Source organism: Mesorhizobium carmichaelinearum (genome assembly GCF_900199455.1).
Classification (GTDB): Bacteria; Pseudomonadota; Alphaproteobacteria; order Rhizobiales; family Rhizobiaceae; genus Mesorhizobium; species Mesorhizobium carmichaelinearum.
On the sequence record NZ_FZQR01000012.1, the window covers coordinates 51,622 to 69,801 of the forward strand.

An 18,180-nucleotide genomic window follows, 5' to 3' on the forward strand; every position below is an offset into this window, starting at 1 on the left:
AGTCCCCGCAAAGCAAGCCGGCAAATCTACTGTGGCAATATGGCCACAGGACAGAACTTTGAGGTCCGACAACAACACTCACAACGTTCCGGGCTCGCTATACAATACAATTCGCGTAAGAATTAACACGCGGGACGTGTAGTCCCAGAAGGACTCGCCAGGGATGGGAACTACCGAGAAGTCTCGGCAAGTTGGTGGGATGGTGGCGCGTGGGGAGGGTTTCCACGTGCGTGCCGTCCATCGTCGTTCGCGCATTGTAAGCCATCTGTGGAAGACGACGGCGTTGACGACGCTGGCGCTTGGCCTTTCAGGCGTGGTTGCCCATGGCGACCCCGATGGGCTCTGGCAGCCGCAGATCCGCGCCATCGTCGGCGCCGACAACAATGGCGGCAACGCCGCGCTCGAAGGCTTCATCCCGATCAAGCAGACGGCCGAATCGGTGCTGTTCCTGGATGTCCGGGCCAAGCACGATTTCAAGGATGCTTCCGGCCAGGACATCGGCCTCGGCATTCGACGCATCGTCAATCCCGACCTGATGCTCGGCGGCTACGCCTATCTCAACGTCGAGAACTACAACAGCACCCAGTTCACTGCCGGCACGCTGGGCGTCGAGGCGATCACGCCGAACTTCGACGCGCATGTGAACGTCTTCGTGCCGATAAAGGGCGACTCGACGGACCATTCGACCAGCTCGACGCTGTCGATGGTCAGCAACCAGCTGATCGAACAGATATCGGTGCTCGACCACCGCGACTACGCGGCCTGGGGCATCGAAGGCGAGATCGGCGCCCAGGTGCCGATCAACCTGCCCGACAAGCATTCGCTGCGGCTCGACATTGGCGGCTATCATTTCGAGGACCCGCACGGCGACGACGGCAGCGTCACCGGCGCCAAGGCCGGGTTCGAATACACGATCGGCGATGTCTTCGGCAGCGGCACCGAACTGGTGCTGGCCGGCGAGGTGCGCGACGACAATCGCGACCACACCCAGTTCGCCGGCAGCGTGCGGCTGAACATCCCATTCAACCCCGGCCATGGCTCGGACACAACCGGCGCTATTGGCGGGACGGACCCGGTCTATCCGGTCAGCGAAGGCCTGCGCAAGCGCGTCAACGAACGCGTGCGCGGCGATATCGGCGTCCGGATCCAGTCGCAGGACAAGACCGGCGGCTCGACGACGCGCGCCGCCATCAACGCCGCCACCAATGCGGCCTTCGGCAAGTTCTATTTCGCCGATGGCGGCCTGGCGGGCGCCGGCACGCAGGCCGACCCGACGACGCTGGACGACGCGGTCACCAAGGCCGGCAGCGGCGGCTTCATCGTTGCGCTCGGCGGCAATGGCAACATCCAGACGCCCGGCCAGACGCTCGCCGCCGGCCAGACGCTGATCGGCGGCGGCGAAAGCGTCACCGCCAAACTGTTCGGCGGCGGCACGGCCACCTTCAACCTCGGCGGCAGCGACGGCACGATCCAGGGCACCAACGTCGCCAACAATGTCATCACGCTCGGCAACGGCAACACACTCAACGGCATCACCATCACCGGCGGTGCTGATGGCATCTTCGGCAACAACGTCACCGGCACGACGCTGACCAATGTCACAGTGACGGGCGCTGGCGGCAACGGCGCCGAATTCAAGGGCAATTCGACCAATGTCAGCGCGTCCAATTTCACCGCGACCGGCAACGGCCTCGACGGCCTGCATATAGAAGACAACGGCACCTACAATTTCACCGGCACGACGCTGCTGCAGAGCAATCTCGACGACGGCCTCGATATCACAGGCCAGGGCACCTACACCTTCGCCATCGTCAATGCGCTTGATAACACCGATCGCGGCATCACCGTGCAGGGCACGTCGACCGGCGGCACGTTCACCACCACCGGCGGCACGGTGTCGGGCAATGGCGGCACGGCCGTCTTCATCGACCCGATCACCGCGCATGTTGTGCTGGATTCGATCACCCAGACCGGCGGCACGTCGGGCGTGGTGCTCGACCATGTCTCAGGCAGCTTCACCGTCAACGGCGCGACGACGATTTCCAACACGACGGGACCGGCGATTGCCATTAGCGATTCGCCGGCGACGATCCGCTTCGGCGACATCAACATCACCAATCCCGGCGCCGACGGCATGTCGTTCAGCGGCGTCAACGCGGCGGTGGTGGCCGGCAACATCGTCATTTCCGGGCTGGGCGTCGGCACCGGCCTCGATTTCTCCGGCAGCCAGACGAATTTCACCGCGCAGTCGCTCAACATCAGTGGCCCGGGTGCCGCCGGCACCATCGGCATCGACCTCGCCGGCACTATCGGCGGCGCTTCGATCATCATCACCAATGGCGGCTCCATTTCGGGCGTCGACACCGGCGTGCGCCTCGGCATTTCCGGGTCGCTCGCCAATTCGGCCAATGCCCAGTTCAGCTTCGGCGGCGGTTCGATTGCCGGCATCACCGCTTCGCTCGACGCCCGCGGCCTCAACCAGACGCTCGGCCTCTATGCGTTCGGCTCGACCACCTTCAGCGGTCCGCAGCTGTTCGACGTGCAGAATGTGATCTTCATCGGCTCGTCGGCCACAGGCAGCGGCGACGGCTCTTCGCTGACGAATCTGGCCACGGCCGCGACCGCTGACGCCATCACCGACAGCGACGCCATCTTCGTGCTGGTCAATGACGGCACGTCCATCGATGCTTCCAACGGCTTCTCGCTCAGCGACGGCCAGACGCTGGCGTCGTTCGGCAATGGCCGCTCTTTCTCGCTCGGCGGCGTGCCGATCAATGTTACCGGCGCCAATGTCCAGCATGACGTGGCCATCTCGGACCCTGCCGGCGCGGCGACGCTGACCAATTCCGGCTCCGGCGCTGTCGTCACGGCGGCCAACGGCAATTCGCTGCTCGACTTCAACATTTCGGGCGGCAGCGACGCGGGGATCAGCGCGACCTCGATCAACGGCCTGACGATCCAGGGCGTGACCGTCAGCAATGTCGATGTGGGTCTTTTCCTCGGCAGCGTGACCGGCACGGTTTCGGTCGACAATCTCAATGTCCAGAATGCGAGCCAAAACGGCATCGAGCTTGTCGCCTCGAGCGCGATCGTCAATTTCACCGGCAACACGACGATCGGCAATGCCACCAATGCCGGGCTGTTCGCCAACAATTTCGACGGCACCGCCACTTTCGACGACCTCGATATTACCGGCGGCGGCATAGGCGTCGGTATCGTCAACGACTCGAGTGGAACCCTGACTTTCGGGGCCGCGAGTTCCATCACCAACACAGGCGATTTCGCCTTCGACATCAACGGTTCGGCGCCCAACGTCACCTATAACGGCACCATCAACCAGGCCACTGCTGCAAATGCGGTGAATATCTCCAGCATGACCGGCGGCACCGCCACCTTCGCCGGCAAGATCACCGCCAGCACCGGTGCGGCCAATGCAATCGACCTCACTAACAATGCGGGCGGCGCGATCAATTTCACCGGTGGTCTCGATCTGACCACGGACGGCGGCTTCGCCTTCAGCGCCATCAATGGCGGCACGCTGACGGTGACCGGGTCGGGCAACACGGTCAACACCGGCGCCGGCTTGGCGGAAAAGGGCATCCAGCTCGGCGGCGCCGGCGGTCTGACGATCGGCGCTGCCGGTGTGACGTTCGCCAGCGTCACCGTCGATGGCAACGGCGGCAACGTGGCGACCGGCATCGTCATCGAGAACACCAGCGGCGGCAATGTCACCTTCGGCGGCGTCAACATCAGTCGCGTCATGGGCGATGCCATCCGTCTCACCAATGTCGCCAGCGGCATCTACAGCTTCAACGGTACGACGACCATCGCGGCCGTCGGCCTCTTGGGTGACGGCTTCGTGGTGCAGGGTAGTGCCGCCACCGTAAATGTCGCCAACCTGGTGACGACGGAGGTTGCGGGCGCCGATGTCAGCCTGACCAACAACACCGGCACCATCGCCATTGGCGGCACCATCACCAATAGCGGCTTCGTCGGCAACGACGGCGTCGTCGTCTCCGGCGGCACCGCTGCGATCACGGTCTCGGCCGATATCTCCAGTTCGACCAGCACGCTGGGCACGGCGGTCAAGGTCGACGGCATCAGCGGCGGCTCGGTGGCCTTCAGCGGCGCGATCAATTCGACCGGCACCGGTAGTCTTTTCCGGATCGGCTCGGCGGCTTTCCTGACTGGCGGCACGGTCAGCTTCACGGGCCCGTCACTGTCGGCGACAGGCGGCGGTGGAGCGTCTGCCATCGACCTCATCGGCACCGCCAAGTTGAACGTTACCACCCCGCTGTCGATCACCAATGCCATGAGCACCGGCCTGGTTGTCGGCAGTATCGGCAGCACCGCATCGGCAACCTTTGGAGCGGTCACGGTGACGGGCGCCGGCCCCGGCATCGCCATCGCCGACACCGCCGGTTCAGTCACCTTCGGCACGACCCAGGTCACGCTGGGCTCTGCCGCCAACGTGGCCGGCATCAACTTCTCATTCACCAATGCCGATGTCAGCTTCGGCACGACCACCGTGACGATGGGCGCCGGCGCCAACCAGAGCGGCATCAGCTTCGCAACTGCCAGTGCCGATGCCAGCTTCGGTGCAACCACCGTGACAATGGGCGCTGGCGCCAACCAGACCGGCATCAACTTCAGCGGCGCCTTTGCCACGGCCGATTTCGGCGTGACCACCATCACCGGCACCGGCGACCTCACCTCGCGCGGCATCGACCTGTCGTCGACGCAAGCCGACAAGACCATCACCTTCCAGGCCGGCTCCAGCATCACCAATGTCGGCGTCGGCGTCGAGCTGTCGTCAAGCGGCACCACGGCGACATCGGCCAACGCCAACTTCACCTTCGGCGACGGCAATGCGGGCAATGGCCTGCAGTCCTCCATCAGTGCGGCAGCTGGCGGCTACACGGTCAACACGATCGGGCTCAATCCGGCGCTCGGCAATTATGATTTCGACGACGTCGCCTTCACCGGCAGCGCCCATCTGGCCAGTGCGGTCGGCGGCGTCATCATGGTGTCGCAGAACGGTGGCGTCATCGCCGCCGGCACGGACGGACTCAGCGCCGCGGTGACGACCATCTCGGTCGCCGCCGCCGATGCCTTGCTCGGCACGCAGACCTTCGCCTTCGTCGGCACCGTCGATCTCAGCGGCACGCCGTTCACCCTGGATTCGGGCCAGTCGATCACCGGCTTCGGCAACAACACCTCGATCGTCACCTCCGGCACGATCCAGCCGGTCAATGTCCAGGGCAATCTCGGCGCCACCGGCGGCAACGTCACCGGCAATGAGGGCGTGGTCACCGGCACCGGCGACTTCCTGCATCTGCTCGGCAGCAACCAGGTGCGCAACACCGCTTTCGACTTCAGCGGCGCCCTCGGCTCGGTCTTCACCGTCGACCAGAATGCCGGCGGCTTCAACAATGCCGGTGGCATCTTCATCGATGGCGTGACGGTCAGCAACGTCGCGGCGGGCCAGACAGCGTTCAAGGTCGACAACCTCACCACCAATGTGTCGATCACCAACAACAACATCAACGTCGCCGGCACGCTGCTCGACGCCAATGGTGGCACCGGCAACATCACGGTCACGCGCGGCAACCTGCCCAACAGTGGGCCGGCGGGCACGCTGACTGGCGGCGGCATCTCGATCGCCAACCGCACCGGCGGCCTCGTCAATTTCACCGACAAGGTGACGGTCGGCGGCAATGGTGTTTCGCTCACCAACAACACCGGCGCCACCGTCACCTTCGCCGATGTCGACATCACCACCAACGGCGCGACGGCATTCAGCGCCACCGGCGGCGGCACAGTCAATGTCACGACGGGAACGATCAACGCCACGAATGCTCAGGCAGTGGCGCTCGACAGTATCGCGGCCGCTATAAACTTCGCCTCGACCAGCGCGACATTCGCCGCGGGCAACGGCATCGACCTGCAAAATGTCAGCGGCTCGGCGAGCTTCGGCACCGGCACGCTGACCAACACCGGTTCGGGCACGTCGTTCAATGTCGGCTCGGCGACGGCAGCCAGCGGCGGCGACGCCACCATTTCCTATGGCGGCACGATCGCCACCAACGGCGCCGGCGCAGCCGTCTCGATCCAGAGCATGACCGGCGGCTCGGTGACGCTGTCGGGCAACCTCACCGACAGCAACGCCGTGGCCGGCGGCAACATCCTCATTGCCGGCAACCATTTGGCCACCATCACCTTCTCGGGCACGACGAAGCAGATCAGCTCAGGCACGACGGACGGCGTCAACATCGGCTACCCCGGCGGTTTCCCGAGCGGAACCGCGAGCCCCAACACCAACTCGACGATCGATTTCACCGGCGGCGGCCTCGACATCACGACGACCACCGGGGCGGGTTTCGCGGCGATCGGCAGCGCCGGCGCCCCCTCCACTGTTACCGTCACCGGTACTGGCAACAAGATCAATTCCGGCGGCGATGGTCTGCTGGTGTCCACCACCAATGTCGGCGCTGCCGGTATCACCTTCGACAGCGTATCGGCCGTCTCGACGTCGACCGGCGCGGGCGTATTGCTCCAGACCGCCGTCCTGGCGGGCGACGTCAACATTGGCGGCCTGAAAGATACAGGGCACGTGGGCGCCGAGCTGGCCGAACTGAGCGGCGCCGGCGTGGTCAATTTCACCGGCACGACCGATCTCGACGTCAGCTCCAAAGGGTTCGATATCGGTGGGACCCAGGTTGGCACCATAAACATCGCCAATGTCGCCGGATCCACTCTGACCATCGATGGCGCCCAGGTCGGTATCCAATTGGCGACCCTAGCCGGCACCGTCAACGTTGGCGGCAATGGCGGCACCGCCAGCATTGGCGCGACGACAAGCACCACCGGTTCGGCCATAACCCTTTCCGGTGGCAACAACGCCATCAATGCGACGCTGAACTACAACGGTTCGATCAAGGTCGATACGGGCTCGGTGCTGCAAGCCAGCGGCGGCGACTGGACCCATCTGAACATGAGCGGGTCGGTCGTTTCGACCACAGCAGTGGTCCTGCCGGGGACCGGAGCTTTCGCCTTCTTCGGCGATGCCGACGGCGTGTACAATATTTCGAGCACGATCAATCATACCGGCACGGCCGTCGGCGTGCTGTTCGACGGATCGTCCGAGGGGACGGTCACCTTCTCCGGCACGTCGAAGATCTTCAACACCGCCGGCGGCACCAACGGCGCCATCGTCAAGGACCCCAGCATCGGCGCGGGCCAGGGCACGGGTACGCTCAACTTCACCAATGGCGGCCTCGTCATCACCACCTCGAGCGGCGCCGGCTTCACCGCCAGCACCTTCGGCGCCGGCACGGTCAGCGTCACCGGCTCAGGCAACACCATCACGACGACGACCGGCACCGCGCTCGACCTCGCCAACGCGACGGTCGGCGCCGGCGGCGTCGCCTTCGATTCCATCTCGGTCAATGGTGCGGCAACCGGCGTCTCGCTCAACAATGTCAGCGGCGGCGGCATCATTCTCGGCGCGGTCAACCTGCAGGGCATCACCTCGCGTGGCTTCGATGTGGCAGGCACGCTCGGCTCGCCGGTGAGCATCCTCGGCGGCCTCAACATCGGCCTGGGCGCCGCCAACGCGATCGGCCTCGATCTCAACGGCGCGGTCATCAGCACCGGCATCACCGCGGGCGATTTCGACGTCGACGGCGGCGGCTTCGCCGGCACGATCGGCATCGACATGGCCGGCACGACGGGCGCAGGCACGATCCAGCTCGGCGACACCGTCAACAACAACCCGGCCGGCCAGACCTCGACCATCGCCAATGTCGGCTATGGCGTGCAGTTCTCCAGCACCACCAATGCCCAGCTGGTGTTCGGCGACGGCCAGGGCCCCGCCGAATCGTCGATCGCGACCACGGGCGGCCAGGTCATCCACGCCACCGATAGTTTGCCGACATCGGGCGACTATAATTTCAACGACGTCAATTTCACCGGCGATACCGCGAACCTGGCGTCGATCAGCGTCTACTACGTCACCGCGGGTGGCACCGGCGACGGCAGCCTCGCCAATCCGGGCAGCTATATCGGCGCGCAGGCGTCCACGGCCAATGTCGTGGTGCTGATCGACCAGAACGTCAACGGTGCCCAGGAAACCATCGACCTCAGCGGCACCACCTTCAACCTCGATGACGGGCAGGTGCTGCTCGCCTTCAAGAGCGGCGACGCGGCCGTCGATGTCTCGCAACTCGGTGTCGACGCCAGCGGCGGCGCATCCGCTGCGTTCCACTTCACCACTATACAGAACACGCCGATCATCTCGGCGCCGGCCGGCATCGATTCCCTGCGGCCCGTGCTGCAGAGCAACAACGCCACCTCGGTGATCAACTTTGCCACCAGCGGCACCGGCACCTTCACCGGCGGCATCGAGAACCTGATCGTCCGCAATCTCGGCACCGGCGCCGGCGTCGCCGTCAATGCGACGGGCGCCTCGAACTTCATACTCCGCAACAACGACATCGCGGCCGGCGGCAGCGCGCTCGACTTCTCCACGACCGGCGCGCCGGCCAATACGCTTCTGCTTTCCATCGACGGCAACACGCTGAAATCGACCGGATCCGCCCTGGCGGCAACCTTCTCCGGCCAGAACATCAATGCGACGGACAACTCGATCGCGATCAGGTCGTTTGCCGGCAACAAAGTGACCGGCGGCACCGGCGGCGGCATCGCCTTCAACAATGTCCGGTTCGATTCCGACGGCGCCGGCGGCACGGTCAGCGCCGGCACGCTCGGCGTCGGCAATCCCGGCGCGCGGGTGCAGGGCGATGGCCTGAGCTTCACCAACACCAGCGGCACCCTTGACCTGGGCACGCTCAGCCTCGCCAACAATGGCGGCACCGGCGTCCTGGTCAACACCAAGGGCGCCGGCACGATCTTCACGCTGAACAGCAGCGGCGGCGTGGTCACCACCAACAACGGCGCTGCATTCGATCTCGATCCGCTCACCGTCAACATGACGTTCACCAGCGTCTCCTCTGTCAACAATCCCGCCGCCAACATCGCCAACGGCATCATCTTCGACGGCGTTGCCGGCACCTTCACCGTCACCGGCGCGACAAGCATTACCAACACGACGGGCTACGGCATCGATGCCATCAACACCAACACCGGCACCTTCAATTTCAACACGGTGACGGTGAACAATGCCGCCACGACCGGCGGCGGCATCCATGTCGCGACGGGCACGCTCAATGTCACCGGCCTCGCCAACATCGATACGACGAGCGGCGGCGGCGTCTTCCAGGAAGGCGGCAGCACCAGCTTCACCGGCGGCCTGACCATCGACACCACCAGCGGCGACGGCTTCCTCGGCATCGCCGCCGGCTCGATCACCGTAAGCGGAACCGGCAACACGATCACCACGGCAACGGGCCGGATCATATCGCTTCAGACCGCCGTGATCGGCGCCGGCGGCATGACATTCAACACGCTGAAGGCGACGGGAACCGTCAGCGGCGGCGCCGGCGTGCAGCTCGCCGGTGTCTCTGGCGGCGCCTTCAATGGCGGCGCCCTTTCCGTCGCCGGCGCAAGCAACAACGGCCTGATCGTTCAGAACAGCACGTCGTCAGCGATCAATTTCGACAGCGTGGTCGTCAGTTCGGCAAGCGCCAACGGCATCTATGTCATCAACACCGTCACCGGCCCGGTCACCATCGGTACAGTGACGATAGACAATACGGTCGGCGCGGGCGTGCGCGTCGAGAACACGTCCGGCACGGTCAACATCAATGGCGGCTCGATCGGCGCTACCAACGACCCGACCGGCTCCGCTGTCCAGGTAGTCGGCGGCGCCGCGACCTTGAACGTCGCCGCCTCGCTCACCAAGACCACCGCAGGCAAGATCGTCGACATCTCCGGCGTCACCGGCGGCACGGTCACCCTGTCCGGCGCGCTCAGCGCCAACACCGCCAGCGACAACGGCATCTACGTGCACGGCAACACCGGCGGCATCCTCAATTTCAACGGCGCCATGACGCTCGGCACGGGCACCAACACGGCGGTCAATCTGGACACCAATGTTGGCGCCACCGTCAATTTCGTCGGCGGCATGGGGATCACCACCAGTTCCGGCCTCGGCTTCGGCGCCACGGGTGGCGGCACGATCAACGTCACCGGCACCAACACGATCCTGACGAGCTTGGGCGGCCAGATCCTGGCCTGGAACGGCATGACCGTCGGCGGCAGCGGCGCCACCTTCAGCACGCTGACGGCGCAGACCAAGGTCGCAGGCACAAGCGATGCGGTCAATTTGACCAATGTCGGCGGCGGTATCTTCAATGGCGGCACGCTCAGCGTGCCGGGCGGCACCAATTCCTTCGGCCTGTTCCTCAGCGGCACCAGCGCAACGGTGAACTTCGCCAAGGTGACGATCGCAAATCAGACGGGCACGGCAACCGGCGGCGGCATCAGGATCGACAACAACACCGGCGCGGTCACGATCAGCGACAATACGAGTGCGATCGGCGGCTTCGGCGCTGTCCAGGGTATCGGCATCGACATCAATGGCGGCTCCGGCGACGTCACCATCGCGGCGTCTGTGTCGAAGGGAACCGTTGCCAACAACGTCGTCCAGATCAGCGGACGTACCGCTGGAACCGTCACGCTCAGCGGAACCCTGAGCGCGGACCAGAGTGTCGGCACCGCCAATGGCATCGACGTCAGCAACAACACCGGCGGCACGATCACCTTCTCCGGCGCCGGCAGCGCGCTGAACACCGGAACCACCACCGCCGTCAACCTGACCAACAACACCGGCGCAACGGTCAACTTCACCGGCGGCGGCCTGGCGATCACCACCACCAGTGCAATCGGCTTCAACGCCACAGGTGGCGGCACCATCAATGTCACCGGCGCAGGCAACACCATCCAGACATCGTCGGGCCAGATCCTGACCTGGAACGGCGTCGCCGTCGGCGCCAGCGGCGTCAATTTCAGCTCGCTGCAATCGACCGCTTCGGTCGCCGGCGACGCGATCAATCTGACCGGCGTGACCGGCGGCACGTTCAATGGCGGCGCTGTTAGTGTGGCCGGCACGTCCGCCGGCGGCGACGGTATCGAGATCAACGGCTCGAGCGCCACATTCAACTTTGCCTCCGCCACGATCGCGGCGACCGCCGGCAATGGCATCCTGCTCAGCGGCGCCAACGGCGCGGTGATCTTCACCACGGTGACGATCGACAACACGACGCTGGCCGGAATCAGGATCGACAACAACACCAATGCGGTCAACGTGAATGGCGGCTCGATCGGAGCGACGAACGACCCGACCGGCGTCGGCGTCGACATCAATGGCGGCACGGGCGCCGTCACCATCGCCGCGTCGGTGACCAAGACCACGGCCGGCAATGTCGTTCAGGTCAGTGGCCGTACTGCCGGAACCGTTGCTTTCAGCGGCAGCCTGAGCGCCACTGGCGCCGCCGCCAACGGCATCGACGTCAGCGGCAATTCCGGCACGGCGGTGATCAATTTCTCGGGCACCAAGACGCTCAGCACCGGAGCCAACACTGCCGTCAATTTGGCCAGCAACACCGGCGCGACCGTCAACTTCACCGGCGGCGGTCTGGTCATCAACACCACCAGCGGCACCGGCTTCAACGCTACCGGCGGCGGCACGGTGACGGTGCAAGGCACCGGCAACACGATCACGTCGACGACCGGCACGGCGCTTAATGTCGTCAACACGAACATCGGTTCGGGCAATCTGGTGTTCCAGAGTATTTCGGCCAACGGCGGCACCAACGGCATCGTGCTCAACACTACGGGCGCGGCTGGCGGCCTGACGGTGACGGGCACCGGCACGACGGCCGGCTCCGGCGGGACCATCCAGAACACGGTGCAGGGCGCACTGTTCACGTCGACGAGCAACCTTTCGCTCTCGAACATGAACTTCACCAATGCCAACAGCGGCGATGGCACGGTCAACAACATCGACACGGCGACATTCAACAGCGCGGCCATGGCCGCCATCAACATGAGCGGCGTGTCGACCGCGACGTTCACGAACCTCGCTGTCGTCGGCAATGGCGGCACCGGCGGCGCGCAGGTCGGCATCAACGGCCAGAACGTCTCGAACCTGACGATTGCCAACAGCACGGTCACCGGCTTCGGCGATGAGGTGGGCGAGGGCAACGTCAAGCTCTGGAACCTGTCCGGCACCTCGGCGGTCACCAATTCGACATTCGGTTTCGTCCCCGGCGATTCGACGGGCGGCGAGAACCTGTTCGAAATCCGCAACACCACCGGCACGCTGACGCTGAATGTCACCGGCAGCACGTTCCAGAACACCAGGGATTCCGCCAACGGCTCCGGCGGCATCGCCATCACCACGACCGGCACCGCGACCGCGACCGTCAATGTCTCGAACAGCAGCTTCCTCAACATGAAGACTTCAGGCTTTGAAGGCTTCGCCAAGCAGACGTCGACGTTGAATGTCAACATCACCGACGGCGGCACTGTTGGCAACGGCAACACCTTCGATCCCACCGGTACCAATCAGCTCAGCCGCGCCATTGGGCTCAATGCGCAGGACACCGCGCATCTGACGTTCAACATCAATCGCAACAAGAAGATTTATGGCAGCGGCGGGCCGGTCATCAACATCTACGGCCAGGACAGCGCGAACATCCAGGGCCGCATCGACGGCAATGGCGATATCCAGAACAACAACACGGCGGCAAACTCCGTCGGCGGTCCTATCTTCATCCACACCACCAGCACCGCCGCCACAGCCGCGATAGAGATTATGAACAACACCATCATAAACAATGGTGGAAGCCCGTCTATTGAGGCCGATGTCGTCGGCCAGGGCGGGGCTAGCGACCACGGGACGATGGATATCACGATCGTTGGAAACACGCTTACATTCGCTGGCAGGAACCTCACCGATGTCAACACGTTTAATGATGGCATCTATCTGAGCAGCGGTGCCAGCAACTCTGATGCGACGATCATGACCGCCAATATTCAGAACAACACAGTCACGGGGATCACCGCCCAGAGCGGCAGTGTTGGTTTGGCCATCGCCAATAGCGGTGGGTCGGGCGCCTTCGTTTACCTGGAAGGATTTACGACCGACGGTGTGACGACTTGGAACAATCGCGGCAATACGCCTGCGGGATCATACGTCGACATCTTCAACGTGAATCCAGTCGCCGCGATCCCGGCTGGCCACAATGGCGGCCATACGATTACACCGAGCAACCCCAATCAGTAATCGCCGCAATGTCTAGTTGCGTCGGCGTGTAGAACAGTCGGGAAAGCAAATGCCGCAATTTCTTGCCGGCAAAGCAAGTCGAAATCGCTGGACAGTTCCCTTGCGGAAGGATACTTTCAAATCCAAGCAAAATTGATGGTGGGGGACGTAGATGGCCGAGCCTTTTCTCTCGGAAATCAGGATAATGTCGTTCAATTTCCCGCCGAAAGGCTGGGCGTTTTGCGACGGGCAGCTCTTGCCCATCAACCAGAACCAGGGGCTGTTTTCACTGCTCGGCACCACCTTTGGCGGTGATGGGCGCGTGAACTTTGCTCTTCCCGACATGCGCGGTCGCGTGCCGAACCATACCGGCGGCATGGGCCATTTCCTCGGCGAGCGGGGCGGCGAACAGGCGCATACGCTCACCATCTCCGAGATGCCGACCCATACGCACCAGGCAAATGCGTCAAACAATGCGGGATCGGGCCAGATTCCGGGCGGCAATCTGCTGGCCAATTCCGCGCCAAATCTGCTCTATGGCCCAACGCAAAATCTCACCAACTTGCGACCCGATACGGTCACCAATGTCGGTGGCAGCCAGGCGCATCTCAACATGCAGCCGTTTTTGACATTGTGTTTCTGCATCGCCCTGCAGGGCATCTTCCCCTCGCCAAACTGACGGAGACGCACCGTGGCACAGCCTTATGTTGGTGAGATCCGTATGTTTGCCGGCAATTTTGCGCCGGCCGGCTGGATGTTCTGCGACGGACAGCTTCTACCGATCTCGGAAAACGAGACTTTGTTCAACCTGATCGGCACCACCTATGGCGGCGATGGGCAATCGACTTTCGCTCTGCCCGATTTGCGCGGCCGTCTTCCACTGCATCAGGGCAATGGCTTCACTCTGTCCGAGACTGGCGGCGTGGAGGAAGTCACTCTGAACGTGAACCAGATGCCGATGCACAGCCATCTCTTCATCGCGTCAAGCGATGTGGCGAATTCCCCGAATCCGGGCAGCAGCCTGATCGGCAGGTCGCCTCAGGTCAACATGTTCATGAATGCCGTCCCTTCGGTTCCAATGGCCGTGCAGTCACTCAGTAGTGTTGGTGGAAATCAGCCGCACACCAATTTCCAGCCTTATTTGTGCGTGGACTTCATCATATCGCTGTTTGGGATTTTCCCGTCACAGACTTAAGAGGACGTCATGGCCGATCCGTTCGTCGCCGAAATCCGGATTTTCCCGTTCAATTTTGCGCCCAAGGGCTGGGCGTTCTGCGACGGGCAACTCTTGCCGCTGTCACAGAACACCGCGCTGTTTTCACTGCTTGGCACCACTTATGGCGGCAACGGCAAATCGAATTTTGCCCTGCCGGACATGCAGGGCAATGCACCCATGCATCCCGGCCAGGGTCCGGGCCTGTCGCTGCACGATCTCGGTGAGACCGGTGGCTCGGAGACGGTCACTTTGCTGGAGAGCGAAATGCCTTCGCATCCGCATCAGGTCTTGAGTGTGCCGGGCAATTTCGCCGCCAATTCGAACGTCCCCACCAACACTGCGATCGCTAAGACGGCTCAGGGGAATGTCTATACACCCGCCGCAAATCAGGTGGGGTTGTCGGGTCAGACCATCGCTCCCGCCGGCGGCGGCCAGCCGCACAACAACATGATGCCGTACATCACCTTGAGCTTCTGCATCGCGCTGCAGGGCGTGTTCCCGCCGAGAACCTGAATTCCGCGCCAACAGGCAGGACCGATACGATGGCCAAGGAAGCAACGTCAAAGTCGGCGGCACCGACCGCCACCGCGAAGACGCCGGCTCCGGCCTCCGTCGGGACCGCTGCATCCCAGACGTCGCCCAGCCAGCGGAGCATGCCGGCCGGCACGCCATTCTTCGAACTGTCGCGGCTGATGGTGGTTGCTATCGATACGGCGGCGGGGCGTTTGATCCAGAAAGCGCAGACCGCGCCGAACGGACCGTGGCCCGCGGACTGGTCGATCATCGCCCCAGGCACCTTCGTGCAGATGACGGCCGGCCTGACCAAGGACGGGCGGGTGGCCGTTGTCGCACAGCTGTCAGGAACAACCAATCTCTCCGTCATCACGGAAGACGCCAACCAGATCGGCCCGATCGACAAATGGAGTGCGCCTCAGAACATCGGTGCACCGCCCATCGCCACGAGCTACCAGAAACTGTCGATGGCGAACGATGCCGACGGCCGCATCGAGATTTTCGTGACCGACAATCAGGGCAATATCTGGTGGATTTACCAGAATCCGGGCCAGATCGTGCAGGTGCAGAAAACCATCACGCCGCCGGGCACCAAGACGCCGATCGTTGTCACTGTCGACGAACGCGTTCCGCCGGCCAAGGAGTGGAGCGACTGGCTCCAGATTCCCGGCGGCTTGGTGTCGGTCAGGGCGATCCGCCAGGCCGATGGCCGCATCGCGCTGTTCGGCATCAATTCCGGCCTTCACCTCTACCGCTGCCAGCAGTCCACGGCGGAAGCGCTGAAGGTTGCCGACTGGACGCAATGGGTGCAGATCGACACAACAGGCACCGGCGGCTTCACCGAAATGGCGCCGATTGTCGGCCCGCTCGGCGCCACCAATCTGTTCGCCTTGACGCAGAGCGGGCAGGTGCTGCACACGCGCCAGAAGCCAGCCGGCACCGACAGCTGGACGCCCTGGGCCATGACCGAATACAGCCGGGTTGCCAAATATACGCTGGCTGCCGGCATCGAGGGCAATGGCGACATCATGCTTGTCGCGTCCGACCAGCAGCACGTTCACTCCTTCAACGCCCAGTATGACGCTGCCACGCAGAACTGGTCGGGGTGGCGCGATTTCAACGCCTCCGGCGCGAATACAAGGCTGACGCTCGACTACAATGCCGACGGCCGCGTCGCTTTGTTCAGCCTGATGAGCGGCGGTGCGCCCAACGACAACTCACTGTGGACGCTGTCGCAAATGAACATCGATAGCACCGAGTGGGAGGATGCCTGGGTGTCGCTTGCCAGCAGCAACGTCAACCAGGCCATCGTGGTGCGCGACCTGACGCCGCCGGTCTGACGATTGAATTCTGGCAGCGTGGCAGAAGAAGCAAAGCAGGCACATCGGCTTCCAGCCTGGTCCCGGTCGCTGAAGGCCGGGCTCGCCTTCCGTCCGTCGACCGAGGCGGATCTGCCGTTCCTGTCGCGGCTCTACGCCTCGACGCGCCTGGAAGAACTCGCCGTGACCTCGTGGAGCGAGGCGCAGAAGGCGGCTTTCCTCGATATGCAGTTCCAGGCGCAGCACGCGCACTACAGAAAACACTATCCCGAGGCTGACTGGCTGGTGGTGGAGCAGGCCGGGCAGGACATCGGCCGGCTCTATATCGAGCGCTGGCCAAGCCAGCACCGCATCATCGACATCGCGCTCCTGCCCAGCCATCGCCGCAAGGGCTACGGTTCCGCACTGCTGCGCGACCTGATCGAAGAGGCATGGTTAGCCGGCAAATCAGCGTCGATCCATGTCGAGAAGAACAACCCGGCAAGGCGGCTCTATGTCGAGCTTGGCTTCGCCGTGGTCGAGGACAAGGGCGTCTATGATTTGATGGCGTGTGCACCGCCTGGGGGTGATGCGGTCGGGGTGTGACTGCCGGTTGCAGCTGGTGCCGGATACGCAGGCTGGTCGTCTGTTCAGCGGCCAATCGCAAACGTTGGCGATTGGCCAAACCTCACCCGAAGAGGGCTATTCGGCCGCTTCCTCGATCCGCTCCATATCCTCGTCCGACAGGCCGAAATGGTGGCCGATCTCGTGGATCAGCACATGGGTGACGATGTCGCCCAGCGTCTCCTCGTTCTCGGCCCAGTAGTCGAGCATGGCGCGGCGGTAGAGCGTGATGCGGTTCGGGCCTTCGCCGGTCTGCGGGTTCCAGCGCTCGGCGATGCCGCGTCCCTCGAACAGGCCGAGCAGGTCGAACGGCGTCTCCAGCGACAGATCGTCCATGATCTCGTCGGTCGGGAATTCGGCGATCTGGATGACGATCTCGCCGGTCAGCTTGCGAAAATCCTCCGGCAAATGGGCGTAGGCCTCCAGCGCCAGGAACTCCAGCTCCTCCATCGAGGGCGCAAGTTCGCCATGCCAGGTGCGGGTCTTGTAGATGCGGGCCATGCTTTGTCCTTTGACCCGGCATATAGGCTTTCGCACCGGTCGAGGCAAATGAAGCGGCAATTCCTGCCGCGGCACCTTTGCCGTCGCCGAGGAATCGCGTAGGGGTCGGTTCCGGCCATCTCTCAGGGAGTTCTCATGCCGGACTTTTCGCCATTGCCTGCCTCGCCTTGACCGCGACGCCGGGGCCGGACATGCTGCTGATCGCCTCCCGCAGCGCCAGCCAGGGGCACGCCTCGGGCCTTGCGACCTATGCCGGCATCGCCGCCGGCACCTATTGCCACGCGCTGGCCGCCGCCTTCGGCCTGTCGCAACTGTTCCTGGCAGCGCCCATCGCCTACGACATCGTGCGCTATGCCGGCGCGGCCTACCTCGCCTGGCTCGCCTGGAAGGCGTTCCGGTCCGACGGAACGGCATTTGCCCCGATCGCCGGCCTGCCGCGCTATTCGCGAAGCCGGATTTTCCGGCAAGGCCTGCTGACCAATCTGCTCAACCCGAAGATGGCGCTGTTCGTGCTGGCGCTGTTCCCGCAATTCGTACGCCCCGAGACCGGTTCCGTCGCCGGCCAGATCCTGCTGCTGGCGACCGTGCTCAATTTGATCGGGCTGGTGGTCAACGGCCTGGTCATCCTGACCGCCAGCCGGATCGGAGCCGCCTTGTCGAGGCGCACACGGTTCCAGCGGGCGCCGCAGATCCTGCTCGGAACCGTGTTCGCGGGCCTGGCCGCACGACTGGCGCTTGGCGGCCAGCGCTGAAGAGCACGCGTTCGCAGGAATAAATTCCGTATGACTCTGCTTGACTCT

At 63.8% G+C, this 18,180-nt stretch carries 8 protein-coding genes; 7 read left to right on the forward strand and 1 reads right to left on the reverse strand.

The annotated features are described in order from the left end of the window. Positions 1 to 226: 226 nt before the first annotated feature. The 6 genes from CKW40_RS25515 to CKW40_RS25540 all read left to right on the forward strand — a co-directional run bounded on the left by CKW40_RS25515 (position 227) and on the right by CKW40_RS25540 (position 16,861). A complete protein-coding gene (locus CKW40_RS25515) occupies positions 227 to 13,249 on the forward strand; it encodes an S-layer family protein (RefSeq protein ID WP_143748371.1) in 13,023 nt (4,340 codons plus the stop codon). A 151-nt stretch (positions 13,250 to 13,400) separates the two neighbouring features. Continuing rightward, positions 13,401 to 13,907 carry a phage tail protein gene (locus CKW40_RS25520; RefSeq protein ID WP_095202618.1) on the forward strand — a complete coding sequence of 169 codons (507 nt, stop codon included), beginning with the start codon at positions 13,401 to 13,403 and terminating at the stop codon, positions 13,905 to 13,907. 12 nt (positions 13,908 to 13,919) lie between these two features. Continuing rightward, entirely contained in the window at positions 13,920 to 14,423 is a 504-nt protein-coding gene (locus tag CKW40_RS25525; protein WP_095202619.1) for a phage tail protein, read from the forward strand. Positions 14,424 to 14,432: 9 nt separating this feature from the next. Continuing rightward, positions 14,433 to 14,957, forward strand: coding sequence for a phage tail protein (locus CKW40_RS25530; RefSeq protein WP_095202620.1), 525 nt, complete (start codon positions 14,433 to 14,435; stop codon positions 14,955 to 14,957). A 29-nt stretch (positions 14,958 to 14,986) separates the two neighbouring features. After that, a complete protein-coding gene (locus tag CKW40_RS25535; RefSeq protein ID WP_095202621.1) occupies positions 14,987 to 16,297 on the forward strand; it encodes a PLL family lectin in 1,311 nt (436 codons plus the stop codon). A gap of 18 nt (positions 16,298 to 16,315) precedes the next feature. Then, positions 16,316 to 16,861, forward strand: coding sequence for a GNAT family N-acetyltransferase (locus tag CKW40_RS25540; protein ID WP_244571286.1), 546 nt, complete (start codon positions 16,316 to 16,318; stop codon positions 16,859 to 16,861). A 96-nt stretch (positions 16,862 to 16,957) separates the two neighbouring features. Here CKW40_RS25540 and CKW40_RS25545 read toward each other — a convergent pair whose 3' ends face one another. After that, complete coding sequence (locus CKW40_RS25545; RefSeq protein WP_095202623.1) at positions 16,958 to 17,380, reverse strand: metallopeptidase family protein; 423 nt, start codon at positions 17,378 to 17,380, stop codon at positions 16,958 to 16,960. Between the two features lie 191 nt (positions 17,381 to 17,571). Between CKW40_RS25545 and CKW40_RS25550 the strand changes: the two genes are divergently transcribed. Further along, positions 17,572 to 18,132 (forward strand): LysE family translocator, encoded by a 561-nt coding sequence (locus CKW40_RS25550; RefSeq protein ID WP_095202624.1) that lies wholly within the window; start codon positions 17,572 to 17,574, stop codon positions 18,130 to 18,132. The last annotated feature ends 48 nt before the right edge of the window (positions 18,133 to 18,180 follow it).